General features: G+C 56.8%; 18 protein-coding genes. 11 read left to right on the forward strand and 7 right to left on the reverse strand.

The features are described 5' to 3' along the window. Positions 1-62 precede the first annotated feature (62 nt). From AC0L6S_RS06115 to AC0L6S_RS06150, 8 genes are all read left to right on the forward strand, one after another. Positions 63-2,429: a TonB-dependent receptor gene (locus AC0L6S_RS06115; RefSeq protein ID WP_473427537.1), complete on the forward strand. Its 2,367-nt coding sequence runs from the start codon at positions 63-65 to the stop codon at positions 2,427-2,429. A 78-nt stretch (positions 2,430-2,507) separates the two neighbouring features. Continuing rightward, positions 2,508-4,640: a YgiQ family radical SAM protein gene (locus AC0L6S_RS06120; RefSeq protein ID WP_473427538.1), complete on the forward strand. Its 2,133-nt coding sequence runs from the start codon at positions 2,508-2,510 to the stop codon at positions 4,638-4,640. A 52-nt stretch (positions 4,641-4,692) separates the two neighbouring features. Further along, a complete protein-coding gene (locus AC0L6S_RS06125) occupies positions 4,693-5,250 on the forward strand; it encodes a YtfJ family protein (RefSeq protein ID WP_473427539.1) in 558 nt (185 codons plus the stop codon). Positions 5,251-5,314: 64 nt separating this feature from the next. Continuing rightward, entirely contained in the window at positions 5,315-6,457 is a 1,143-nt protein-coding gene (locus AC0L6S_RS06130; protein ID WP_473427540.1) for an efflux RND transporter periplasmic adaptor subunit, read from the forward strand. A 17-nt stretch (positions 6,458-6,474) separates the two neighbouring features. Next, complete coding sequence (locus AC0L6S_RS06135; RefSeq protein ID WP_473427541.1) at positions 6,475-9,630, forward strand: efflux RND transporter permease subunit; 3,156 nt, start codon at positions 6,475-6,477, stop codon at positions 9,628-9,630. A 157-nt stretch (positions 9,631-9,787) separates the two neighbouring features. After that, positions 9,788-10,207, forward strand: coding sequence for a rubrerythrin family protein (locus AC0L6S_RS06140; RefSeq protein WP_159168261.1), 420 nt, complete (start codon positions 9,788-9,790; stop codon positions 10,205-10,207). An 81-nt stretch (positions 10,208-10,288) separates the two neighbouring features. Next, entirely contained in the window at positions 10,289-11,611 is a 1,323-nt protein-coding gene (locus AC0L6S_RS06145) for a heterodisulfide reductase-related iron-sulfur binding cluster (RefSeq protein WP_473427542.1), read from the forward strand. Positions 11,612-11,626: 15 nt separating this feature from the next. Continuing rightward, positions 11,627-12,226 (forward strand): DUF3501 family protein, encoded by a 600-nt coding sequence (locus AC0L6S_RS06150; protein ID WP_473427543.1) that lies wholly within the window; start codon positions 11,627-11,629, stop codon positions 12,224-12,226. Here the strand turns inward: AC0L6S_RS06150 and hrpB are convergent. After that, positions 12,223-14,790, reverse strand: coding sequence for an ATP-dependent helicase HrpB (gene hrpB / locus AC0L6S_RS06155; protein ID WP_473427544.1), 2,568 nt, complete (start codon positions 14,788-14,790; stop codon positions 12,223-12,225). The two genes, AC0L6S_RS06150 and hrpB, sit on opposite strands and share 4 nt — an antisense overlap. 307 nt (positions 14,791-15,097) lie before the next feature. On the opposite strand from hrpB, the gene AC0L6S_RS06160 reads away from it, so the two are divergent. Then, on the forward strand, positions 15,098-15,658 hold the full coding sequence (locus AC0L6S_RS06160; protein ID WP_473427545.1) for an NnrU family protein: 561 nt from the start codon (positions 15,098-15,100) through the stop codon (positions 15,656-15,658). Between the two features lie 6 nt (positions 15,659-15,664). Here the strand turns inward: AC0L6S_RS06160 and AC0L6S_RS06165 are convergent, their stop codons facing one another. Further along, the gene (locus AC0L6S_RS06165; protein ID WP_473427546.1) at positions 15,665-16,627 is read right to left on the reverse strand and encodes a transglutaminase-like domain-containing protein; all 963 of its coding nucleotides are present in this window, start codon (positions 16,625-16,627) and stop codon (positions 15,665-15,667) included. A 193-nt stretch (positions 16,628-16,820) separates the two neighbouring features. On the opposite strand from AC0L6S_RS06165, the gene AC0L6S_RS06170 reads away from it, so the two are divergent. Continuing rightward, positions 16,821-17,471 (forward strand): DUF998 domain-containing protein, encoded by a 651-nt coding sequence (locus AC0L6S_RS06170; protein ID WP_473427547.1) that lies wholly within the window; start codon positions 16,821-16,823, stop codon positions 17,469-17,471. Between the two features lie 6 nt (positions 17,472-17,477). Here the strand turns inward: AC0L6S_RS06170 and AC0L6S_RS06175 are convergent, their stop codons facing one another. From AC0L6S_RS06175 to AC0L6S_RS06195, 5 genes are all read right to left on the reverse strand, one after another. Next, on the reverse strand, positions 17,478-18,074 hold the full coding sequence (locus tag AC0L6S_RS06175; RefSeq protein WP_473427548.1) for a pentapeptide repeat-containing protein: 597 nt from the start codon (positions 18,072-18,074) through the stop codon (positions 17,478-17,480). Positions 18,075-18,145: 71 nt separating this feature from the next. Beyond that, positions 18,146-19,555, reverse strand: coding sequence for a DUF2130 domain-containing protein (locus tag AC0L6S_RS06180; RefSeq protein WP_473427549.1), 1,410 nt, complete (start codon positions 19,553-19,555; stop codon positions 18,146-18,148). A 32-nt stretch (positions 19,556-19,587) separates the two neighbouring features. After that, a complete protein-coding gene (locus tag AC0L6S_RS06185) occupies positions 19,588-19,773 on the reverse strand; it encodes a hypothetical protein (protein ID WP_473427550.1) in 186 nt (61 codons plus the stop codon). 19 nt (positions 19,774-19,792) lie between these two features. Continuing rightward, positions 19,793-21,283 (reverse strand): glycerol kinase GlpK, encoded by a 1,491-nt coding sequence (gene glpK, locus AC0L6S_RS06190; RefSeq protein ID WP_473427551.1) that lies wholly within the window; start codon positions 21,281-21,283, stop codon positions 19,793-19,795. Positions 21,284-21,285: 2 nt separating this feature from the next. Then, the gene (locus tag AC0L6S_RS06195; protein ID WP_473427552.1) at positions 21,286-22,713 is read right to left on the reverse strand and encodes an aldehyde dehydrogenase family protein; all 1,428 of its coding nucleotides are present in this window, start codon (positions 22,711-22,713) and stop codon (positions 21,286-21,288) included. A gap of 177 nt (positions 22,714-22,890) precedes the next feature. On the opposite strand from AC0L6S_RS06195, the gene AC0L6S_RS06200 reads away from it, so the two are divergent. Next, on the forward strand, positions 22,891-24,027 hold the full coding sequence (locus AC0L6S_RS06200; RefSeq protein ID WP_473427553.1) for an acyl-CoA dehydrogenase family protein: 1,137 nt from the start codon (positions 22,891-22,893) through the stop codon (positions 24,025-24,027). Positions 24,028-24,031 lie beyond the last annotated feature (4 nt).

Here is a 24,031-nt window from a genome sequence, read left to right on the forward strand (position 1 = left end):
TTGGTGTCGGCCCAGTCAGCGCGAGGCACCAGACTCAAAATAACTCTAACGAGGCTCTCGATATGAAGCACCCACAACGTCATTCTCTGGCCATTGCAATCAGTGCCGCCGTACTTGCCAGCACAACGACTCCCGCGCTCGCTGAGGGAGCACTCGAAGAGGTTGTGGTTACCGCGCAGAAACGCTCCCAGAATCTGCAGGATGTGCCGGTCGCGGTGACGGCATTTACCGGCGAAATGCTGCGGGAATCCGGAGTTCGCGATATGTTCGAGCTGTCCGCTATCGCACCCAGCCTGACTGTAGACCAGACGCAGACATCCTCCAACACCAGCTTTGGTATCCGCGGTATTTTCACCAGCACACAGAATTTTGGTTTGGAATCCTCGGTAGGCTTGTACGTAGATGGCGTGTACCGTTCGCGACAGGGTTCAATGATCAACAATATGGTGGATATCGCCTCCATCGAAGTACTGCGCGGGCCACAGGGCACACTATTCGGCCGCAATACTCCAGCCGGCGCCATCCTTATAGACAGTGTCGCACCTGATTTTGAAGGCTCGGGCTACATCGAGGGCAGTGCCGGTGATTACGGACTGTTGGACATCAATGCCGCCAAGTCCGTGACGGTGATTGAAGACGTATTGGCCTTGCGATTCACCGGTTTCAATATGGATCGCGACGGCACCGTGGATGCAATCGGCAATGTTATTCAACAGGATAACGCCATCAACGACAGAAATCGTTGGGGACTGCGCTTCCAGGCACTCTATACACCCAATGATGATCTCACGTTGCGCTTTATCGGCGATCACTCGGAAGTAGATGAAAAGTGCTGTGCCGTAGGTAACTGGGAAAACAATTTCTACGCCCAAAACCCGCCTCCACCGCAGAAACCGGGAACCGACCTCACCGTACAGGATCAACTGGGGGGCACTGTGCCCCTCGGCAGCGACTTTTACGACTACAAAGTCAGTACCAGTTTTAAACCGGAATCCGAGAATACTGACGAGGGTGTATCCCTGCAGGCTGACTGGCAGACAGACTATTTCCTGGTCACCAGCATCTCGGCCTATCGCAAACACGATGCCAAGGACAGAATTGATGCCGATTTCTATGACATCGACGCATTGATAAGAACCAACGACCTGCAGCAGGAACAGTACTCGCAGGAATTACGTATTAGCGGCGATCTGTTTGATGACAAATTAAACTATGTTACCGGCCTGTACTACTTCTATCAGACCCTGGATTCAGAGACAGAAACCATTTTGGGTGAGGATACCTATATCCTTGGCAGCGCCTTTCTCGGCATTGATCCCCCACTGCCCCAGTCCTTTCTTCCCCCGGGTAGCCTGGCGCGAAATGTCGCAGACCAGACGCACTACAGCTCCGCCATTTTTGGTCAGGCCGATTACCACATCACTGACCAGCTTGTCCTTACAGCCGGCTTGCGCTGGACATTTGAGAATAAGGATATGAACAATACCTTCACCGAAGACCCTACACCCGCACCACCGGGGTTCATCGGATTGACCGAATTGGCGCCGCGACCCAACGTCGATGAGAACTTTGACGAAAGCAAGACCACTGGCACGCTCAAGATCAGTTGGTTTATGAATGACCAGACGATGTTCTACGCCTCTTACGGTACTGGCTATAAGGCGGGCGGTATCAATACGGATCGCACTCCACTCACAGTCAATACCGTGTTTGAGCCGGAAACTGCAGAATCCTATGAAGTCGGCATGAAAGCCGAGTTCCCCGACCAGGCGCTGCGTGTAAATGTCGCCCTGCATAAAACTGATACCGATGATCTACAGACGATTTCCTTCCAGGGCGGGGGTTTTGCACTGGACAATGCCGGTACTGCTGAGACCTATGGCGGAGAACTCGATCTGCTGTGGATGCCGACAGAGAACACGACTATCACACTCGGCTATGCCTACAACCACGCGGAATATTCCGATTTCGAGAATGGTCCATGCTGGAGTGGAACGCCCTGGCAAACCAGCACTCCCGACCCTGATACCAATTACGATGAAAATGGCGTCCCGACCGGCTCTTGTGACCGCAGCGGCGGCATGGTGTCCGGCAACCCAGAGAACGTCGTCGCGATCACCGCAAACCAGCAATTTCGCATCACCGACGCGATTGGTGGGTTCGTACACGGCGAATACATCTGGACCGATGAACGCATGACAGACGTGAACAACGATCCGGAGAAACTCGACGGCTCCTATGACGTGGTGAACCTTCGCGCCGGTATGGTGTACGAACCGTGGAATACCACCCTGACTTTCTGGGGCCGCAATGTATTCGACGCCGAAGCCACGACGACAATCGCCGATGCGGTAGCACAGACTGGCCGCTTTATCGCCTACTACAAAGAACCTGCTACCTGGGGAGCCACACTGCGCTGGGACTTCTAAAATCCCGTGAATAACGTGCCTGCCACGACGGCAGGCGCGTGCTATAATCCCCGCGGATTTTTCCAAGACGCGGTTCTCATGCCTACACCTCTGTTCTCCTATCGCAAGTTCTGGGCGGAATGCTTCGGCCCCGCTCCGGAGCTGCCTATGTCCCGCGCCGAGATGGATGCGCTGGGTTGGGATAGCTGCGACATCATCATTGTCACCGGTGACGCCTACGTCGATCACCCCAGCTTCGGTATGGCCGTGATCGGCCGTTTGCTGGAAGCTCAGGGCTTCAGGGTCGGCATCATTGCGCAACCGAACTGGACCTCCACCGCTGATTTCGAAGCGCTGGGCGCGCCCAATCTGTTCTTCGGTGTGGCCGCGGGCAATATGGATTCCATGATCAACCGCTATACCGCCGACAAAAAACGGCGCAATGACGACGCCTATACACCCGGGAATACCGGAGACAAACGCCCCGACCGTGCGGTGATTGTCTACAGTCAGCGGCTGCGCGAGGCCTATCGGCAGGTACCACTTGTCATCGGCAGCATAGAAGCCAGCCTGCGGCGCATCGCCCACTACGATTACTGGAGCGACAAGGTCCGTCGCTCCATCCTTATTGACAGCAGCGCAGACCTCCTTCTGTATGGCAATGCGGAACGCGCCATTGTTGCACTGGCACACCGACTGGCTGCCGGCGAACCCATCCACACCATTCGCGACCTGCGGGGTACCGCCTTTGTACGCAAGCGCATACCCGATGAATGGCGGGTGATCGACTCTACCCGTATCGATGTGGTCGGCCCTGTGTCAGAACCCGCCAACCCCTATATCGATACCGCCACCACGCAATGTGCCAGCAAGTCCGGTGAGGTAGAGACAGCAGAGCCCGTCACACTCGTGGGCCACATCAGTGAGCGGGACAGACAGGCCGTTATACGTATACCTTCATTCGAGGCGGTGCGCAGTGACCCCGCCCTGTATGCACATGCCTCACGGGTGCTGCACAAGGAAACCAACCCGTACAACGCCAGGCCACTGGTGCAGGCGCACGGTGACAGGGAACTCTGGCTCAACGCCCCCCCTATTCCGCTGGAAACCGACGAGTTGGACCAGGTATTCGAGCTTCCGTATACCCGCGTGCCCCATAGCGTCTACGGCGATGCCCGTATCGTTGCGTATGAAATGATCCGCCACTCGGTGAACATCATGCGCGGCTGCTTTGGCGGCTGCACATTCTGTTCGATTACCGAGCACGAGGGGCGCATCATCCAGAATCGCTCTGAAGATTCCATCATCCGCGAGATCGAACAGATACGTGATAAATCACCAGCGTTTACCGGGGTGATCTCCGATCTGGGCGGCCCCACCGCCAACATGTGGCGGCTCGCCTGTAACAGCAAGGAAGTGGAGGCCAAGTGCCGCAAACTGAGCTGCGTCTTTCCGGGAATCTGCAAGAACCTGGATACCAATCAGAAACCGCTGATCGACCTCTACCGCAGGGCACGCGAAGTACAAGGTGTCAAAAAAGTCCTGATCGCCTCCGGCCTGCGCTACGATATCGCGGTGCAAAGCCCCGAATATGTCGAGGAACTTGTCACCCACCATGTCGGCGGCTACCTGAAAATCGCACCGGAACATACCGAGGATGCACCGCTGTCGAAGATGATGAAGCCGGGCATCGGTGCCTACGAACAGTTTAAAGCGATGTTCGAGAAGTACTCCAGCGCCGCCGGCAAAAAGCAGTACCTGATACCCTATTTCATCGCCGCACATCCCGGCACCTCCGACAAGGATATGATGCAGCTGGCGCTGTGGCTCAAGCAGAACAAATACCGCGCCGACCAAGTGCAGACCTTTTACCCATCTCCGATGGCCAGTGCCACAGCGATGTACCACAGCGGGAAGAATCCGCTGAAGCGCGTGACACATAAAAGCGACAGCATGCCGACGGTAAAGGGTTTGCCACAGCGTCGCCTTCACAAGGCCTTTCTACGCTATCACGATCCGGACAACTGGCCGATGTTGCGCCAGGCCCTGAAGAAAATGGGCCGCTCAGACCTGATTGGCAGTGGCAGCAAACACCTGGTGCCGGCTCGGCAACCGGCGAAGCAACACCCTGTAGTTAAACCAGGCGCCGTAGCCGGCAGCCGCCCCTTCGCCACCCAGCACAATGGTGTGGTCAACGTTCCGGGGCGACGCAAACGCACCACCCGGCGCTAAGCCCCGTTCACTAATGTATACACGAGTAACCATAACCAACCGGAGAATAACCATGACAATATCGCGCCTGATGGCCACCCTGGTATTTGCGCTGTTCTGCAGCGGTAGTTTTGCCGCTGCACCCACGGTCAATACACCGCTCTCGACATTGACGATCGAGGAGCGCGGTGAACTGACCCTCTCCGGGGATGATTTCAAGTTCATTCCCTGGAACTCCGACAAACACCTCGGTCAGGTCCAGGTTATCCAGTATTTCGGCGCCACCATGGGTGATAGCAAGATCTTCGAGCCGTTTACCGATCTGCTGCAGAAAAGCCTTGAACCGGGCACGGTACACGTCACTACCGTACTGAATATGGACGCCGCCATGTGGGGCACGTCGGGTTTTGTGATTTCCGAGCTCGAGAAAAACAAGCGCGTACATCTCGATTCGACCATGGTCGTAGATGACAATGGCACGGGCGTCAGCGAATGGGAACTCGGCGAGGCGGGCAGTGGGCTGATCATCGTCGATGCCAAGGGTATCGTAAAGTTCTTTACCTTGAAGGCAATGAGTGAAGACGAGATGGCCACCGCACTGGCACTGATCAAGTCAAACGCAAAAAGTTAACCCCCGAAAACCTGGACAACGCTCAGCGCCGGGGCATTGACCTGGCCTGTCGCGGCAAATCGTTATGGATAAAAAAATTCTGTACCCTGTGGTGGTATTGGTCGTCGGTCTGATTGTCGCCATCCTGCTCGCCGTGAACAAACCAGAGCTGGTGCCAGAACCCTACGAACACGTCACCCCGGCAGTGCGCGTAGTACACGCGCAGGCCACCGAAGAGTATCTCAGCGTCAGCTCTCAGGGAACTGTACAGCCGCGGACCCAGAGCGAACTCATCCCGGAAGTTACCGGGCGGGTCATGTGGATCTCTCCGTCACTGGTAAACGGGGGGGGCTTTGCAGAGGGCGATGTGCTGCTGCGCATCGACGACGCCGACTACCTGACACTGGTGGCGCGCGGTGAGGCGGCTCTGATGCGCTCCGAGTCCGAGTACAGCCACGCCAGCGACGAACTGGAGCGTCTCGTCAGCTTGAACAAACAAAAGTTGGCCAGCGAGCAACAGCTGGACAATGCGCGGCAGATCGCCCAGGTCAAAAAGGCAAACCTGATAGAAGCACAGGCGAATCTCGCTCAGGCACGTCGCGACCTGTCGCGCACTGAGCTGCGGGCACCATTCGATGGCCTGGTGCGCAGCGAGCATGTCGATGTCGGTCAGTTTGTTACCCGTGGACAGGAAATCGGTACTGTTTACGCCACCGACTATGTCGAAGTCAGGTTGCCAATTTCTGCCGACCAACTCGGTTATCTCGGGTTGCCGTTGTCAATTCGCGGACAAATACCCGGCCCGCAGCGACCGCCGGTCACCGTATGGGCGGATTTTGGTGCAACCCGGGTATTGTGGGAAGGAGAACTGGTGCGGATGGAAGCCCAGATCGATGAAGAATCACGTATGGTCTATGGCGTGGCGCGCCTCCACCTGGAGATCGATGACGACAGCCCCGTGTTACCTGTCGGCATGTTTGTACAGGCGGATATTCGCGGGCGTAAGGTGGACGATGTGATCCGCCTGCCCCGCTCCGCGATGCGTGACGACAACCAGGTACTAGTGGTGGATGCCGACAACCGGTTGCACTTTCGCCAGGTCTCGCTGCTGCGCCTGGAGCACGATGACATTTTGGTCAGCAGTGGCGTCACCAACGGCGAGCTGGTATGCATCTCGCCGATGCAAACGGTTGTCGACGGTATGCTCGTCGAGCCCATCATCGAGTAGGCTGAGCATACACTCCCATGCATAAGATTATCGCCTGGTTTGTGCACAACTCGGTCGCCGCCAATCTGCTGATGATGATTCTGGTCGCCGGGGGGCTGCTGGCACTACCACTGATCCACCAGGAAGAATTCCCGACGCTCGACGTCGACGCGGTGCAGATACGGGTACCCTATCTCGGCGCGGCTCCAGAAGAGGTCGAATCGGCCGTTTGCATACGCGTGGAAGAAGCCATAGAAGGCACCGAAGGCATCGATAAAGTCACTTCCCAGGCCTCAGAGGGCTTCTGCTCCGTCAGCGTGGAGCTGGTCGCCGGGGTGGACAAGACCAAGGTAGCCAACGATATCAAGAGTAAAGTCGATGCCATCGATGCCTTTCCGGCAGAGACCGAGCAACCGATTACCGCTGAAGTCAGTATCATCGCCACCGTGTTCGAGATCGCGATCTCCGGGCCCGCCGATGAACGCACGCTAAAGCTGATAGGCCAGAGGATGCGCGATGATTTGGCGGCGCTGCCCGGCGTGTCCAAAGTCGAGCTGGAGTTTTCCCGCCCGTATGAGATATCGATCGAAGTGTCAGAGCAAACACTAAGGCGGCACGGCCTGACCCTTGCGGCCATCGGCCAGGCCATCCAGCGCTCCTCGCTGGACATTCCTGGAGGATCTATTAAAACAGACGGCGGAGAAATCCTGCTGCGTACCACCGGACAGGCGTATCACGGCCAGGAATTTGAAGACATCATCGTCCTGACCCGCTCCGATGGCACCGCCATCACACTGGGCGAAATCGCCAGGGTTGTCGACGGTTTCGAGGAAAGTGATCTGCAGGCTCGCTTCGATGGCCACCCGGCAGTGTCATTGAAAGTCTCGCGTGTTGGCGAAGAGGATATTGTACTGATCGCCGAGCGTGTAAAGGCCTATCTCGAACAGGCCCGTTCGGAGGTGCCAGAGGGAATCGACATCACGATATGGCAAGACGAATCACAGGATCTGGTAGACCGACTCGATGCACTGTCCAGCAATGCCCGCAGTGGTTTGTTGATGGTGCTGCTGGTGTTGACGCTGTTTCTGCGTTTCCGGCTGGCGCTGTGGGTGGCCGCCGGGGTGCCTGTCGCGTTACTGGGTACAATCGCTATCTTCCCGGTAGTGGGTCTGTCGATCAGCACCGTTTCGGTGATGGGCTTCATTCTGGTTCTGGGGATACTCGTGGACGATGCAATTGTCGTCGGCGAACGCGTCTACGCGCTGGAGCAGAGCGGCAGTCCACCGATGGAGGCCGCACGCCTCGGCGCACAGGATGTCTCACTCCCGGTCATTTTCGGCGTGCTCACGACCATGGCCACCTTCATTCCCATTCTCAGCATTCCGGGACCGATGGGCGGCTTTTACAAGCCATTGGCCTATACCGTGATTGCCGCACTGATATTCAGCCTTATCGAGTCGCAGCTGATACTGCCCTCCCACCTCGCACACCGCTCGATAAAACGAACATCCGGCAAAAACTGGCTGCAAACACGATGGCTGACATTGCAGGATCGCATCTCCAATTCACTGACACATGTCGCCACTGACTACTACCAACCCGCGGTTAACCGCGCGCTGGAGTGGCGCTATATGACCATAGCACTGGGCATCGTCGTCCTCGCCCTGACCCTGTCGCTGTTTGCCAGCGGCCGGATGCAGTTTCAGTTTTTCCCACCCGTCGAGGGCACTCATCTGTACGCGACGCTGACCATGCCGGAGGGAACACCTATCGAGAGCACGGCGCGCGCCGTGGAGCAGATCGAGGTCGCCGGGGAGCAGCTGCGTGAGGAGCTTGATCGCGATCTCGCAGAGGGTGAGAGCAGCAAGATTGCACATGTGATCAGCAGTATCGGTTCCTTTATTGCCAAGGGCAGTATCAGCAGCACCGTGGCCGGCAGCAACCTGGCGGAGGTGGGTATCGAACTGAATCTACCACGCAACTACTCCGGCATTTCCACCAGCACCTACGCAAACCGTTGGCGTGAACTGACCGGGAGTATTCCCGATGCAATAGAGCTTGGCTTCACCTCAGAGTCATTTGGGTTCGGCAAGGCGGTGTCGCTGGAACTTTACGGCAAAAACTTCGAGCATTTGCGCGACGCCGCGGCAGAATTGCGCGTGGCACTGCAAACCTACAATGGCGTGATGGATGTCTCTGACTCATTCCGCGGTGGTAAACAGGAAGTACAATTGGGACTGCTGCCCGGGGCGCGCAACCTTGGCCTGACCCTGGCGGATCTTGGCCAACAGGTCAGGCAGGCCTTCTATGGCTACGAGGCACAGCGCATCCAGCGCGGCAAGGACGATATTCGTGTAATGGTGCGCTATCCTGAAGAAGAGCGACGTTCAATGGGCGATCTGGAGGACATGCGGATTCGCACGCCGACCGGTGTCGAGGTGCCCTTCAGCAGTGTGGCCAGTGCCAGACTCGCGCGCGGGTATACCACGATACGCCGTGTCGATGGCCAGCGCGTGGTAACGGTCACGGCCGATGTGGATCGGACTGTCGCAGCGCCGGAATCGATTATCAATGCCATTCAGGAAGACGTGATGCCTGACATCCAGAGCCGCTACCCGGGTATCACGTTCGGTTTATCCGGCGAAGCCGAAGAGCGCACGGAATCCATGGGCGCTCTGCTCAGCAGTGCGACACTGGCGCTGCTGGTGATCTACGCATTGCTCGCGATACCTCTGCAATCCTATCTGCAACCGCTCATTATCATGAGCGTGATCCCGTTCGGCGTGGTAGGTGCGATCATGGGCCACCTGATATTGGACATGGATCTGGTATTCTTCTCCCTACTGGGAATTGTCGCCCTGTCCGGTGTTGTGGTGAACTCCAGTCTGGTGCTGGTCGATCATATCAATAAGCAGAAAAGCAATAACCCCGATCTACACATGGTTGTCGGCCATGCCGGTAGCGTGCGTTTTCGACCCATCGTGCTTACCAGCATCACCACTTTCGTAGGGTTGATCCCGATGATGCTGGACACCACGATATCCACATCACTGTTCAAACCCATGGCGGTATCGCTGGGTTTCGGCGTCCTTTTCGGCACCCTCATTACGCTGTTCCTGGTGCCCTGCCTGATTGTTGTACTTGACGATTTCTCCCGCCTGTTCAGGCGCCCTGAAACATCGCCTGCACGCTAGTGCGCCCCTCCTGCTGGAGCCATCTGCAGCATCTCTTTTCCATAGTAAAAATAAATCAAGAAATTAGGCGCAATTGATTTGTCAGGTAAGCACACCTGTACTAGTTTTATTTTGACACCTGATCGGGTGTTGAAGCGATTGACCAAGGAGATGCTGTATGTCACTAAAAAATAGTAAGACTGAACAGAACCTGAAAGACGCTTTTGCCGGAGAATCACAGGCCAACCGTCGCTACCTCTACTTTGCCAACAAGGCCGATGTAGAAGGCTACAACGATGTTTCCGCAGTTTTCCGTTCCACTGCCGAAGGTGAAACCGGGCACGCCCACGGTCACCTGGAATACCTTGAGGAAACCGGTGATCCCGCTACCGGCCTGCCAATTGGCGGTACCGCAGACAACCTGAAAGCCGCCATTGCTGGCGAGACCCACGAGTACACTGATATGTACCCGGGCATGGCCAAAACCGCGCGCGACGAAGGCTTCGATGAAATTGCCGACTGGATGGAAACGCTGGCCAAGGCCGAGCGCAGCCACGCCAATCGCTTTCAGAAAGCGCTGGATACGCTGAACGACTGACACCAACGGTGGTTCAACCGCCGGTTGATCCACCGGTATCTCCCCAATTATCAACCTTGTTTTCGCCTGAGGGGGTAAACCGTGAGAGAAGGAAACCTTGAGGCACCGACGCGCCACCCCATCGAGTGGACGTCTGAGAGTTACTGGGACAAGGCGGGGCTGGAGCAGGAACTGGAGCGGGTATACGACATCTGCCATGGCTGTCGCCGCTGCGTGAGTCTGTGCGACGCCTTCCCGACCCTGTTTGATCTGATAGACGAATCACCCACACTGGAAGTCGATGGCATCGATAAGGCCGACTACGGCAAGGTGGTCGATCAATGCTACCTCTGCGACCTGTGCTATATGACCAAGTGCCCCTATGTGCCTCCGCACGAGTGGAACGTGGATTTCCCCCATCTGATGTTGCGAGCCAAGGCCGTCAAATTCAGAGAAGAAGGGGCGAAACTGCGCGACAGGGTGCTTACCAGTACCGATACCGTATTTGGGCTTACGTCCATCCCGCTGGTTGATATTACGGTGAATTCGCTCAACGGAAACGCCTCCTTCCGCAAGGTGCTGGAGTCCACCGCTGATATACACCGCGATGCACCCATTCCAAAATTCCACAGCAAGACGATGGGCAAACAGGTAAAGCCTATGCTGCGCGCTCTGGAGCACAAACCGGTGGGCGAAACCACTGGCAAGCTCGCGCTCTATGCCACCTGCTACGGCAATTACAACAGTCCGCACATCGGCGTGGACTTCATCAAGGTGTTCCAGCACAACGGCGTGCATATCGATCTGGTGCAGAAAGAGAAGTGCTGCGGCATGCCCAAACTGGAGCTGGGCGACCTGGACTCGGTCGCCCGCCTGAAGGAGGCCAATATTCCGGTGCTGGCCAAGTTGGTGGATGAAGGCTATGACCTGACAGCCCCCATCCCCTCCTGTGTGTTGATGTATAAGCAGGAGTTGCCGCTGCTCTATCCCGACGACGCAGATGTAAAAAAGGTACAGGCTGCCTTTTTTGATCCGTTCGAATATTTGTGGCTGCGCCATAAAGGCGGCGCCCTCAATACCGAGTTCCGCAACGCGCTGGGCGCTATCGCCTATCAGGTGGCCTGCCACCAGCGTGTACAGAATATCGGCCTGAAAACCCGGGATGTCCTCAGCCTTGTGCAGGAAACCTCCGTTACTGCTTATGAGCGCTGCTCCGGCCACGACGGCACCTATGCGGTCAAAAAAGAAACCCGCGACAAATCGGTCAAAATCGCACGCCCGGTGGTACGCAAGGTCGACCAGCAGGTACCTGATCACTTTATGAGTGACTGTCCCATGGCGGCCACCCATATTGCCAATCTGTCGGAAACCATTGATACCGCCGAACACCCCATGACGCTGTTGCGCATGGCCTACGGCCTCTAGTTACAGGAGACTGGCATGCCTACCCTGTCGCGCGCTGATTTATGGTCACTGGAAGAATACGCGGAAAAGCGCCCCGCTTTCCGCGCACAGGTAATGGCGCATAAAAAAAACCGGCAGGTCGCGCTTGGTGAACACACCAGGCTGTACTTCGAGGATGCGCTGACCATACGCTACCAGATCCAGGAAATGCTGCGCATCGAGAAGGTTTTCGAAGCACACGCGATCAACGAGGAACTGGAGGCCTACTCGCCGCTGATCCCCGATGGCCACAACTGGAAGGCCACGTTTATGATCGAGTATGACGATCCCGATGAGCGCGAGCTGCAGTTGTCCCGAATGATTGGCATTGAAGACAAGGTATGGGTTCAGGTCGAGGACTGTGAGCGCGTCTATCCCATTGCGGACGAGGATCTGCCGCGAGAAAACGAGGACAAGACATCCTCAGTACATTTCCTGCGTTTTGAATTGTCGCCGCAAATGATTGCCGCCGCGAACGCCGGCAGCGCAGTGTTTGCCGGCATCGACCACCCCGCTTATACCGTGGACAAAGTACAACTGCCGTCGGGCGTCCGTGATTCCCTGGCCAATGACCTGCAGCCCAGTGTGCTGAATTAGGTGCCCGAGCGATGCCGGGTATGGCGAGTGGCCACCGCACTCAGCGGGTTGTCCGGCCAGGGGTGCTTGGGGTATCGCCCCTTCATCTCACTTTTCACCTGTTGGTAACCGTCGGCCCAGAACGTGGCGAGATCCTGCGTCACTTGTAGCGGTCGCCCCGCTGGCGATAACAGATGTAATAACAGGGATACGCGTCCATCGGCTATTGTCGGTGTTTCCGTGCAGCCAAACATTTCCTGCAATTTCACGGCCAGAACCGGCGGGTCCTGCGAGTAGTCGATGGCAACGTTGGAGCCGGAGGGCACGACCCACACTTCCGGCGCCATACGCTCCAGTTCAAGCGGTAATGGCCACGGCAGCAGAGCGCGCAATATGGTCTTGAGATCCAGGTTTTGAAAGTCCTCAATCCGGCGTACCGGGGCCAGATAGGGCAGCAGCCAATGTTCCAGCGTATTCAGTAGGGCCTGGTCGGAGAGATTGGGCCAGGGGTTCTTGTCGCTACTGGCCCCAGTGCGGTGCAACAGCATAATTCTAGCGCGCCACTGCTGCAGGTTTTTCGTCCATGGCAGTATCGAGATGCCCTTCTTGCGTACAACGCCGAGCAAAGCCTCTTCCCTGGCCAGCTCCGGCACCTCATCCATGGGTGCCGATGAATACAGAATACTGCCTATAAGGCCGCGGCGCTCAGCCACGAAGCGCTCTTTGCGATAATCCCACTCGACATGCTCGACTTCGCTGACCAGCGGCGAGAGCACATCGGCGAACGCATCCGGGTTAAGAGTGCTGGCACTGTAGATACGGTCTGCGGACTCACCCACCTGCCCACCCAGTTCCACCACAGCCAGCCACGGTGTTCTGGCGAGGCCGTCATCCTGTGGCAATACCGCACTGCGCCCACTGCTCAACTGGTATTGGCAGCCATCGCCGTCCTTACGCAACCGGCCGATGCGATCCGGGTAGGCGCTGGCCAGTAAAACGCCCAACACATCATCGGGCGATACACTGACAGAGAACTTGCGAGGCTTGTGCAGATTACTCGCCATGCGGGCATAGCGACGCGCCTGTTGCCAGACACGTTTAAACCAACCCTGTAGTTCCGGAGGGCAGCGGCCGCGCCCCATCAGCACCGCGACAGTCGACTCAATATCAACCCCACGCGCGCCCAACGGGTAGCGTTCAGACAGTATTGCGGCGAGCAGGCAAGCCGTTTCAACAGCGTGGATATCGCAGCCGACCAGCAGCATATGAGCCAGCCGTGGGTGCAGTGGCATCTGCGCCAGCCGCACACCGTGTGGTGTGAGCTGGAACTTTCCGGACTGGTTGCGAAAAGCGGCGCCGCAACGTTCAAGTATTGAGATGGCCTGTGCATAGGAGCCTTCCGGCGGCTCATCCAGCCAGGGTAGCTCTCTGGGATGCTCAACCCCCCAGGACAGTAACTGCAACGCCATGGGCGCAAGATCAGATTGCAGGATTTCCGGTGTGGCATCCGCCACTAAGCGCCCCTGCTGCTGCTCTGTCCAGAGCCGGTAGCAGTATCCGGGCGCCTGACGTCCCGCCCGGCCCTGACGCTGCTCTGCGGATGCACGCGAGATACGCCGTGTGGCGAGGCGAGTCAGCCCAGTGGGAGGGTCGAATATGGCCTCCCGCACAAGACCTGAATCGACTACAACCGTGATGCCCTCAATAGTCAGGCTGGTTTCAGCGACGTTGGTAGACAACACCACTTTACGCATCCCGTCTGGCGCCGGTCGCAACGCCAGTTGTTGCCGCTCCAGCGACAAACCGCCGTACAGCGGCGCGATCTGTACCGATTCGTCACCGAGTACCTTGAGCGCGTCGGACAAGTTACGCGAAACTGCGCTGATTTCGCGTTGCCCCGGCAGGAACACCAGAATACTGCCGGTTCGCTCACGAAGCGCCAGCAACACCATATTGACAGTTGGCTCTACAATGGAGTTGCGCAGTTGATAGGGCTCACCATAGCGTGTTTCGACGGGGAACTGCCGACCACTGGAGGTGACGATAGGTGCGTTGCCCAGTAATTCAGAAACGGCTTCACCATCGAGCGTCGCCGACATCACCAGTAGTTTCAGCGGGGGGCCTTCGCGGTACATTTCCCGGCCGTGCTGAGCCAGCACCAAGCAAAGGTCGGAGTCGAGATTGCGCTCATGAAACTCATCAAAAATCACCAGAGCGACACCCTCCAGCCCCGGCTCGCGCTGTAACTGGTGGGTGAGGATACCCTCGGTGATCACCTCTATACGGGTGCGCTCGCCGACACAGCTGTCCATGCGGATACGGTAGCCCACCGTCTCGCCCACGGGCTCACCCAGCAACTCCGCCATCCTTGCTGCCGCGGCGCGCGCTGCCATGCGGCGCGGCTCCAGCATCAGAATCTTGCCCTCTCTCAACCACGCCTGATCGAGCAACGCCAACGGCACAATCGTGGTTTTCCCCGCGCCCGGAGGTGCCTGAAGCACCACCTCATCATGTTCCCTCAAACCGGCTTTCAGTTGCTCGAGAACGTCGCTGATAGGAAGGTCATTAATAGCGTCTGGATTCATCGGCCAATATTACCGGAGCAGCGGCTTGCAGGCTATGAAATCCGCTGACCTCAGCGGGTCAGTTGCTTGCAGGGAGATACCTGTTGTAGTCCCCCTCTTTCCCAGACTGACCTGCAGGCGGCGCATTCAGACTCAGGACGTATAAGTCGTGTTCGCTTTCTCGCCTAGCCTTCCGATTGTTACCTACCAGCTTGCGCGCTGTGGCCAGCTATCAATGGAACCACCACAGGCCCTGTCAGCCGCGTGGATTTCCCCTCGTGGACTGTTATGATCCACATTAGGTCTCAGCCATTTGAGGATTTCAGCGATGCTTCTACTGACGCTCGGCGCTGTGCTGTTCGCATTCGTTCACTTTATCCCCTCCCTTGCGCCTGCAATCAAGCATAATGCTCTCAATCGACTGGGAGAAGCCGGCTACAAAGGCATCTTCTCATTGCTGCTGCTGGTCTCATTTGGCCTGATGATATTTGGCTGGCGCAGCACAGATCCCGCCATTATCTACCACCCGCCCATCGCATTGCATAAAATTGCACTAGCTCTACTGGCATTCGCGTTCCTGTTGATGGTGGTAAGTTCGCGCAATTCACGACTGCGGCTGATCATTCGGCACCCACAACTCACTGGCGTTGCCCTGTGGGGCTTCGCTCACCTGTTATTGAATGGAGACAATCGTTCCCTCGTGCTGTTCGGTGGCATGCTGCTGTGGGCGGTGATAGAAATTATTGCAATCAATAAACGGGAGGGTGTGTGGATTAAAACACCGCCTCCGTCCTGGGGATCAGAAGTGCTTACAGTAGTAATTGCAGCAATTGCCGTCGCGGTGATTGTCTACGTCCACCCCTGGCTGAGCGGCATGCCGGTCTGGTAACACGCCTCAGGATGCGGGCACCTCCACATAGGAAAAGCGGGTTGCCACTTTTCCCGGCCAGGGCTTACCGCCAACTTCAATATAGGGATAGATAAAATAATTCAGCGGCGCCCCGGCACTTGCCGGGGTCAATACCAGATCGCGACCGGTACTGAAGTGAATACGATCGGCCGGATAGCCCCCGTACAGGGATTCCCGAAGCTCCGGGTGCTTGGCTGCCTCTGAGGCATCAATCGGCACCCAGCCGCGCTCTGGCAAATAGAACTGCACCCAGCAGTGATAACCGCCTATTTCGCCCTCGCTGCGTTCCTGGGGAACGGGAAAACCCATCTCAAAACGGGCAGGAATCCCCTCGGTGCGCGCCAGCGCAATGAACAGTGAGTGAAAATCAGTGCAATTCCCGTAGCGCTCATTGCAGGCCCAAAACGTATCGCCGTTACCCCAGCCGGTTCCGACTTTCTTATATTCCACATTATCGACAACCCAGTCATAGATGGCCCGCGCGGTCGCCGCCTGGGTATCATCCTCGCGCATCGCGTGAATCTCAGCCAGAATCGGATCGAGCATCTCATGCCCCACAGGTACCAGCGCGTCGGGCGCGAGAAACGATGCGCGCTCCTCGGCAGACAGGGTCTCGCCGGTAGCGCCTACCGCATCGCGTGAAACAGTCCAGGACAGCGTTGCACTCACGGGGACAGAACTGTCCACCGGACGGTGCAGGTGATAATAGGTATTACCACCAACCTGCTCCACTCCGCTCTGGCCCGGAACGGAGGACTGCAGCGCCTGCACCAACACTTTCTGACCGGCGTAGTCAGCCGGCATCGGGATATAGATATCGACGGCCTCACCACCAGGAAAATCGGTTTCCTGCAATTCATAAGTAAACTGGAAAACCCGCGGATCGGGTGACGCCGCCAGCGTGGGCACAGTGATGAGGCACAACGCCAAAAGCATTAATACGCGCAAGGGAGGTTCCTCTTATCCAGCCTGTGATGCCGGGTATTGTGACAAAAGACAGGGAGCTGTCACAGCACTATTTTGACCTGTTGACCAGCAGATAGAGAAAGCGGATTTTTATGCTATGGTTTCAGGCAACTGGCGAAAACTCGCTGGCCGATGCCAACACACTAGATTTACACACCCTCATGGGAGCCCCGCCTTGCGCCTGTCTCAACGTATCCTGTGCAGCTTCGGATTAATCGCTCCAGTATGGATGCTGATCGGGGTCGGCTACTCTGCGACAATCTATCCTGGTTACAGCCACGTGCATCAGGTAATGAGTGAGCTGCATGCAACGGGAAGTCCCATTGCAGCGATTGCCCCGTTTATCAACCACTACCCACTGGCAATCCTGTTCAGCGGATTCGGTTATTTCGTGACAACAGTCTTCGACCACTGGCTGGCAAGGCTTACTGGTTTACTCATCATTGTTCACGGCGTGGCGACGTTTACGGCAGGCTACTTCCCCTGTGACACAGGCTGTAACCCGGATGAGCCGTCAACCAGCCAACTGCTGCACGGCTTTTCAGGCCTCGGCATTCTGCTCACATTGCTGATCGCACCGGCTATATGGTGTTTCATTTCCAAGCGTGAATTACAGCAGCGTTGGTTCGGGTGGCTTTCGGCGTGTGTAGTTGTGGGACAACTGTTGCTGATGTTCCCAACATATCAAGCCCTCAACAGCGGTGAGTATGTTGGCCTGTATCAACGTCTGGCGTACAGCATGCCGCTTCTGTGGATATTGGTTTTTGCAGTGGTGCTGCTTTGCAAAAGCCGCGAAGCACGCTTTGGACGCCTAACTATCAGGTAACGGGTATCAATCGACCAGTTCTATATCCAGGCTCTCAAGCAAGCGGACGGCCTCATAGCGGCTGAACCTGGCGTTCTCTATCCGATTCTGGTAGATATCGATGTCGTAGTTGGTTGCCTCTGAAAAATCGGCCCCCGACAGATTGGTTGAGGAGAATAAACACCCGGCGAGATCGGTATACGTGAAATTGCCCTTGCTGAAATCGCCATCGCGGAAGTCAACATTGTGTGCCTTACACTCTTCCAGCACCAGTTCCTGCAGCGATAGCCCGTGAAACGAGCAATCGTTCAGTATGGACTTGTAGAACTTGACCGGCGAACTGAATATCATTCCGGGCCAGGTCGCTTTGGTCCAGTTGATACCGATTAGCTTGGAGTCCCGAAAACAGACATCCGAGAATTTGCTGTATTCGATTTTGACGTTGCTCAGGTTGCAATTGATAAATTCACACTCGACGAAATTACAGTGTTTGAACGTCGCCTCACTGAAATCGCAGCCTTCAAATGTGCAGCCATCAAATTCCTTCGTCGCGATTTCAACTCCGGGAAATTCCTGCTTCGCAAACTGCCGCGACCAGTACTCATTTTCTTCGTCAAGGTTCAACTGATCTCTCCGCTGTGCTGGATGCCACATCAGCCGACCTCAAATAGTGGCCGACCGCTGATTTGTCTACGTCACTCAGATTCCGGTGAGTCCTGATCAGCCAGTTCTTGAAACCGGGCTGCCATCGTGGGATTGCGCCGTGTTAACTTCTTGATGGTGACGTCCTGAGCCTTGTCATTGGCAAGGCGCAAATTTCTATCAGTGCCCAACAGCGCATCCTTGGTTTTCTGCAGGTGGTCGATCGATTTATCGATTTCAGCGATTGCCGTTTGAAACTTCCGCGAGGCAAGATCGTAATTTTTCGCGAACGCCGTTTTAAACGTATCGAGATCGTTTTCAAAGTTGGTAATGTCGACGTTCTGTGCCTTGACCAGTGCCAGTTCGGTTTTGTACTCCAGCGACTTCATGGCCGCGTTACGCAGCAGTGTGATGATTGGAATAAAGAACTGCGGTCGCACGATATACATCTTCGGGTAGCGGTGAAAGACATCGACTATGCCAGAGTTATAGAGCTCACTGTCGGGCTCCAGCAATGATACCAGCACCGCGTACTCACACCCTTTTTCATTGCGATCCTTGTCGAGTTCCTTGAGAAAATCCTCATTCTTCTTTTTGGTCGCCGTGGTATCGTTTTCGTTTTTCATCTCGAACATGATGGATACGATCTCGGTACCTGCCTCATCGGAATCACGAAAGATATAATCGCCCTTGCTGCCGGTGCTGGCGTCATTGTCCTTCTCGAAGTACGCCCGGGGAAACGCGGTTGAGCGAATGCGGTTGAACTCGGTCTCACAGTGCTGCTCCAGCGTTTCGCCCACCATCTTGGTAGACAGGCGGGCCTTCATATCGCGGAGCCGTTCAATGGCGTCATCGCGATCCTTGATCTGTGTTTCATATTTCTCTTTGAGAGCGGTTTCAGCGACCGTTTTCTCCAGCTTGACCTCATTGAGGTGGCTCTTCAGTTCGTCGCGCTCCTTCTCGATCGCTCTGACGGCCTCCGTCACCGCCAGCATCTGCGCAGTCTCGCGCGACTCCAGCTTCGCTTTAAGCGCCTGTATCTCGGCATCTTTCCTGGCTGCGGTGTCGCGCAGGTCGGCAGCGAGTTTTGCCTCCGCCAGTTGCGAGGCAGCAAGGCTGTCGCTCCTGGCTTTCTCCAGTTCATTGGCCAGCTTGTCGCGTTCTCGTTGCACTTCACTCAGGGCCTCGGAGACAGCGAGTTGCTGCGCTGCAGCTCCGGCATCGAGTTTCGCTTTCAGCGCTTGAATCTCTGTGTCCTTGGCGAAGGACGCTTTCTGCATTTCACTGACGACCTCGCTTTTGGCGAGCTCAACCGCATTGCGTTTTTCTTTCTCAGCGAGTTCCAGCCGCTGGTGCAGTTGCTGTTCAAACTCGGTGTCGCGAACCTGCTTCAGAATATCCGCATAGCCGGCCTCATCTATTTTGAAGGCCGTATTACAGTGCGGGCAGATAATGTCATGCATGGGGTTTCTCTCGCTGATTGTCCAAGCCCGGATCAGTGCGACGTGACTTTTTTCTCGCCGCAACGGACACAGTGGTAAACCGTCACCAGTTTGCCGGCTTTCACATCAAACTGCTTTTTGGTGTCCACCGACCATTTGTGGTGGCCGTGACGGCACAGGTTCTTTCCCTTGTGTTTTTCTTTCGGGGAAGGTTTTCGAAACGGGATGACCTCTGCCATGTCTGCTGACCGGAAGTACTTATAGAAGCGTGCGGTGTAGCGCGGCATTCCACGAGGACTGGCGTTTACGACGAGCGACAGTCGTCATATTGACCGCAAATTCGCGCTCTGCCTGCCAGATATGTTTTAACTCGGTGGGGCTCTGCCAGAGACCGATACCCAGACCAGCCAGATAGCAGGCGCCTGCCACTGTGGTTTCAATAACCTGCGGCCGGATTAGTCGCCGGCCCAACACATCGGCTTGAATCTGCATCAGCAGGTCGTTGGCAGCGGCGCCGCCATCCACCCGCAATGGCCGCATACGCTTGCCGAGATCGCTCTCCATCGCCCGCAGGATATCGGCATTCTGCAATGCCATCGCATCCAGCGTGGCGCGTGCGATATGCCCGCGCTCGGTTCCCCGGGTCACGCCACAGATCAGGCCGCGCGCATCGGGCGCCCAGTGCGGTGCCCCGAGGCCGGTCAATGCGGGTACGAATTCAACGCCGCCGTGGTCCTCCACCTGCAGTGCAAGTTTTTCAATATCCGGCGCGCGTTTTATCATTTTCAGCCCGTCGCGCAGCCATTGGACGGCAGCGCCACAGACGAACGCCCCACCTTCGAGCGCATACACCGGTTTACCTTTCTCACCCAGTTGCCAGGCCACGGTGGTGAGCAGCCCTGCATTGGAGTGCAGGATTTCGGAACCGGTATTCATCAGGATAAAGGAACCGGTGCCAAACGTGCATTTGGCGTCGCCCACGGCAAAACACGCCTGCCCGAACAGCGCCGCGTGCTGGTCACCTGCGACACCGGACACGGGTATCCCGTCGGGCAAACCCGGCACGCCCTTGGTATGGCCCAGTACCGCGCTGGAGGGCGCGATGCTGGGCAGAATATCCCTGGGCACCTCAAACAGATCCAGCAGATGTTGATCCCAGCGGCCGCTTTTCAGGTTCATCAGCGAAGTGCGCGAGGCATTGGAGATATCCGTGACGTGAGCCGCCCCGCCAGTCAATCGCCAGATGAGGAAACTGTCGATGGTGCCCGCCGCTACACGGTTGCTCTTCAGCGCGCGGGAGATCCCCGGTGTGTTTTTCAGTAACCAGCAGTATTTGCTGGCGGAAAAATACGGATCGAGCACCAGGCCCGATTTGCGCCGAACAGATTTCTCGTGCCCTGCGGCGCGCAGGGATTCACAGAATTGTGTGGTACGCCGACACTGCCAGACAATCGCATTGTTGAGCGGCTCGCCGCTGTGTTTGTCCCACAACAGCGCGGTCTCGCGCTGGTTGGTAATACCGATGCAGGCAATCTCACTGGCTTTGCAAATCTTTTTGCGCAGGATTGCGCGAATCCCCTTACCGACCGAGGACCAGATATCCTCAGGTCGGTGCTCAACCCAGCCGGGTTGGGGGTATATCTGTGGGAATTCGTAATTGACGCTCGCACGCAGTTTGCCGTGCGAATCCATCAGGGCCACGGTACTACCCGTCGTACCCTGATCGATTGCCAGTACGAAATCGCCCATGGCTATTGGCCGAAGCCCTGAACCGCTTTGATTTCAAGGAAATCGGTGAAACCGTGACTGCCCCACTCGCGGCCGTTACCGGACTGCTTGTAGCCACCGAAAGGCACATTGAACCCGGCGGCGGAACCGTTGATAGATACGTTACCCGCGCGAATCCTGGAGGCCACCTGCCGGGCGTGATCGATATCGCCGCTCTGCACATAACCTGCCAACCCGTAGGGCGTTTCATTGGCGATCCGGATAGCCTCTTCCTCGGTATCATAGGGAATCATCGTCAACACGGGCCCGAAAATCTCCTCCCGCGCGATGGTCATATCGTTATTGGCCTCGGAAAACACCGTCGGGCGGACAAAATAGCCTTTGTTGACCCCCTCTGGCAGTCCTGGCCCACCCGTGACAAGCTTCGCGCCCTCGTCGATACCTTTTTGTATCAGGCCCTGGATCTTGTCGAATTGTACCTTGGACACCACGGGGCCCATCGTTGTTGTTTCCGCCTCGGGGTCGCCCACGACCACGGACTCTGTGACTTTCGCGGCGATTGCCTCGGCTTCGGCCAATTTTGCCCTTGGTACCAGCATACGTGAGGGCGCATTACAGGACTGCCCGGTATTGTTGTACATATGCATCACACCACCGGTCACGGCCGCTTCGAGGTCGGCATCTTCCAGCACGATATTGGGGGATTTGCCACCGAGTTCCTGCGTGACCCGTTTTACTGTCGGCGCGGCGTTCTGTGCCACCAGTGAACCGGCGCGCGTGGAACCGGTGAACGACATCATGCTGACATCGGGGTGCTTGGACAGCGCGGTGCCCACGGTGGGACCATCGCCATTCACCAGGTTAAACACGCCGGCAGGTACACCGGCCTCATCCATTACCCGGGCGAAGATATACGCAGAGAGCGGCGCTACCTCACTGGGCTTGAGCACCATCGTACAACCCACCGCCAACGCAGGTGCGACCTTGCAGGATATCTGGTTTACCGGCCAGTTCCACGGTGTGATCAGGCCACAGACACCGATCGGCTCCTTGAACAGGCGGTGGTCACCCAGTTGCTCCTCGAATTCAAACGTTCTCAGGACCCTGAGTGCTTCCTCCAGGTGGCCCTGCCCGGTGTAGGCCTGAGCGGTGCTCGCCAGGCTCTGCGGGGCACCCATCTCCTCTCGGATCGCATTGGCGATATCCATGTAGTGCTTCTTATAGGTTTCAACACAGGATTCCAGCAGTTCAATACGCTCTTCGCGGCTGGTGCGGCTGTAACTCTCAAAGGCGACTTTGGCAGCCTCAACAGCAGCGTTCACGTCGGCTTCCGAACCCAGTGAAATCGTGCCGCAGACCTCTTCCGTCGCGGGGTTGATAACATCACATTCCTTGGGGGTGGCCGGATCGACCCACTTGCCATTGATATAAAACTGTTTGTAATCGCGCATCATTATTCTCCAGTTGGACGGTGCAAAGGAGCATAAGTGTAAGCACTCTGGCCGCCACTGACCAGTACTTGCTCACCTCGGACGCGGTTTTTACATTTAGTTGGCCCCGGGCGTTGTTTCGGGGAAAATAATCGCGCAAAATTACGCCTTCCTACCCCCTCCCAGAGACCAGATACCATGGACAATGAAGAATTGACCCTGTTTCGCGATATGACACGACGCGCACTCGAACAGGAAATATCCCCCAATATTGAAGAGTGGGAAGCACAGCATATGGTGCCCCGCGAACTGTGGAATACGCTGGGTCAGGCCGGCCTGCTCTGCCCGGATCTGCCGGAAGAGTTCGGCGCGGCCGGCACTACGCCGCAGGTCACTTTCGCCATCATTGAGGAGATGGCGCGTATGGGCTTCGGCGGCATCGCCTCTGGCTATGGCATTCACAGCAATATCGTGGCGCCGTATATCGAGCACTTCGGCACCGAGGAGCAAAAAGCCCAGTGGCTGCCAAAAATGGTCACCGGCGAAGTACTGGGCGCACTGGCGATGACCGAACCCGGTGCCGGCTCCGATGTACAGAGCATTCGCACCAACGCCGTCAAGGATGGTGACGAATGGGTGCTTAACGGCTCCAAGATCTTTATCACCAACGGCATGCTGGCCGACCTCGTCATCGTCGCAGCGATAACAGACCCCGGCAAGGGCGCCAAAGGCACCTCGCTGTTCCTGGTAGATGCGTCACTGCCGGGGTTTGAGCGCGGCAAGAAGATTGAAAAAATGGGTCAGCACACCTCGGATACCGCCGAACTGTTCTTCCAGGATGTCCGCCTGCCCGCCTCGGCACTGCTGGGCGAATTGAACAAGGGCTTCGTCATCATGATGACAGAGCTGCCGCGTGAGCGCCTGGGCATTGCCGCACAGGCCGTTGCCTCCGCTGAGGGCGCGCTGGATATCACGGTGGACTACGTGCTGGAGCGCAAGGCGTTTGGGCAGACCATTGCCAGCTTCCAGAATACCCGCTTCACCCTCGCCGATGTCAAAATCGAAATCGCCGTCAACCGCGCCTTCTATGAGAAATGCGCCGAGGCCTATGCGCAGGACAAGCTGTCATCAGAGGAAGCGGCGATGCTGAAATATGCCAGCACTGAGATGCAATGCAAAACCATTGACCAGTGTCTGCAGATGTTCGGCGGCTACGGCTATACGATTGAGTACCCGATCTCACGTTTCTATACCGACGCGCGGATTCAGCGTATCTACGGCGGCACGTCTGAGATCATGAAGGAACTGGTGGCTCGTTCCATCCTCGGCCGCTAGGGCG

It is taken from the genome of Halioglobus sp. D3-4, assembly GCF_055809315.1.

Bases quoted from the DNA above. Each gene is read 5' to 3' on its own strand.
- AC0L6S_RS06115 (WP_473427537.1), top strand. From the start codon at position 63: ATGAAGCACCCACAACGTCATTCTCTGGCCATTGCAATCAGTGCCGCC.
- AC0L6S_RS06120 (WP_473427538.1), top strand. From the start codon at position 2,508: ATGCCTACACCTCTGTTCTCCTATCGCAAGTTCTGGGCGGAATGCTTC.
- AC0L6S_RS06125 (WP_473427539.1), top strand. From the start codon at position 4,693: ATGACAATATCGCGCCTGATGGCCACCCTGGTATTTGCGCTGTTCTGC.
- AC0L6S_RS06130 (WP_473427540.1), top strand. From the start codon at position 5,315: ATGGATAAAAAAATTCTGTACCCTGTGGTGGTATTGGTCGTCGGTCTG.
- AC0L6S_RS06135 (WP_473427541.1), top strand. From the start codon at position 6,475: ATGCATAAGATTATCGCCTGGTTTGTGCACAACTCGGTCGCCGCCAAT.
- AC0L6S_RS06140 (WP_159168261.1), top strand. From the start codon at position 9,788: ATGTCACTAAAAAATAGTAAGACTGAACAGAACCTGAAAGACGCTTTT.
- AC0L6S_RS06150 (WP_473427543.1), top strand. From the start codon at position 11,627: ATGCCTACCCTGTCGCGCGCTGATTTATGGTCACTGGAAGAATACGCG.
- hrpB (WP_473427544.1), bottom strand. From the start codon at position 14,790: ATGAATCCAGACGCTATTAATGACCTTCCTATCAGCGACGTTCTCGAG.
- AC0L6S_RS06160 (WP_473427545.1), top strand. From the start codon at position 15,098: ATGCTTCTACTGACGCTCGGCGCTGTGCTGTTCGCATTCGTTCACTTT.
- AC0L6S_RS06180 (WP_473427549.1), bottom strand. From the start codon at position 19,555: ATGCATGACATTATCTGCCCGCACTGTAATACGGCCTTCAAAATAGAT.
- AC0L6S_RS06185 (WP_473427550.1), bottom strand. From the start codon at position 19,773: ATGGCAGAGGTCATCCCGTTTCGAAAACCTTCCCCGAAAGAAAAACAC.
- glpK (WP_473427551.1), bottom strand. From the start codon at position 21,283: ATGGGCGATTTCGTACTGGCAATCGATCAGGGTACGACGGGTAGTACC.
- AC0L6S_RS06195 (WP_473427552.1), bottom strand. From the start codon at position 22,713: ATGCGCGATTACAAACAGTTTTATATCAATGGCAAGTGGGTCGATCCG.
- AC0L6S_RS06200 (WP_473427553.1), top strand. From the start codon at position 22,891: ATGGACAATGAAGAATTGACCCTGTTTCGCGATATGACACGACGCGCA.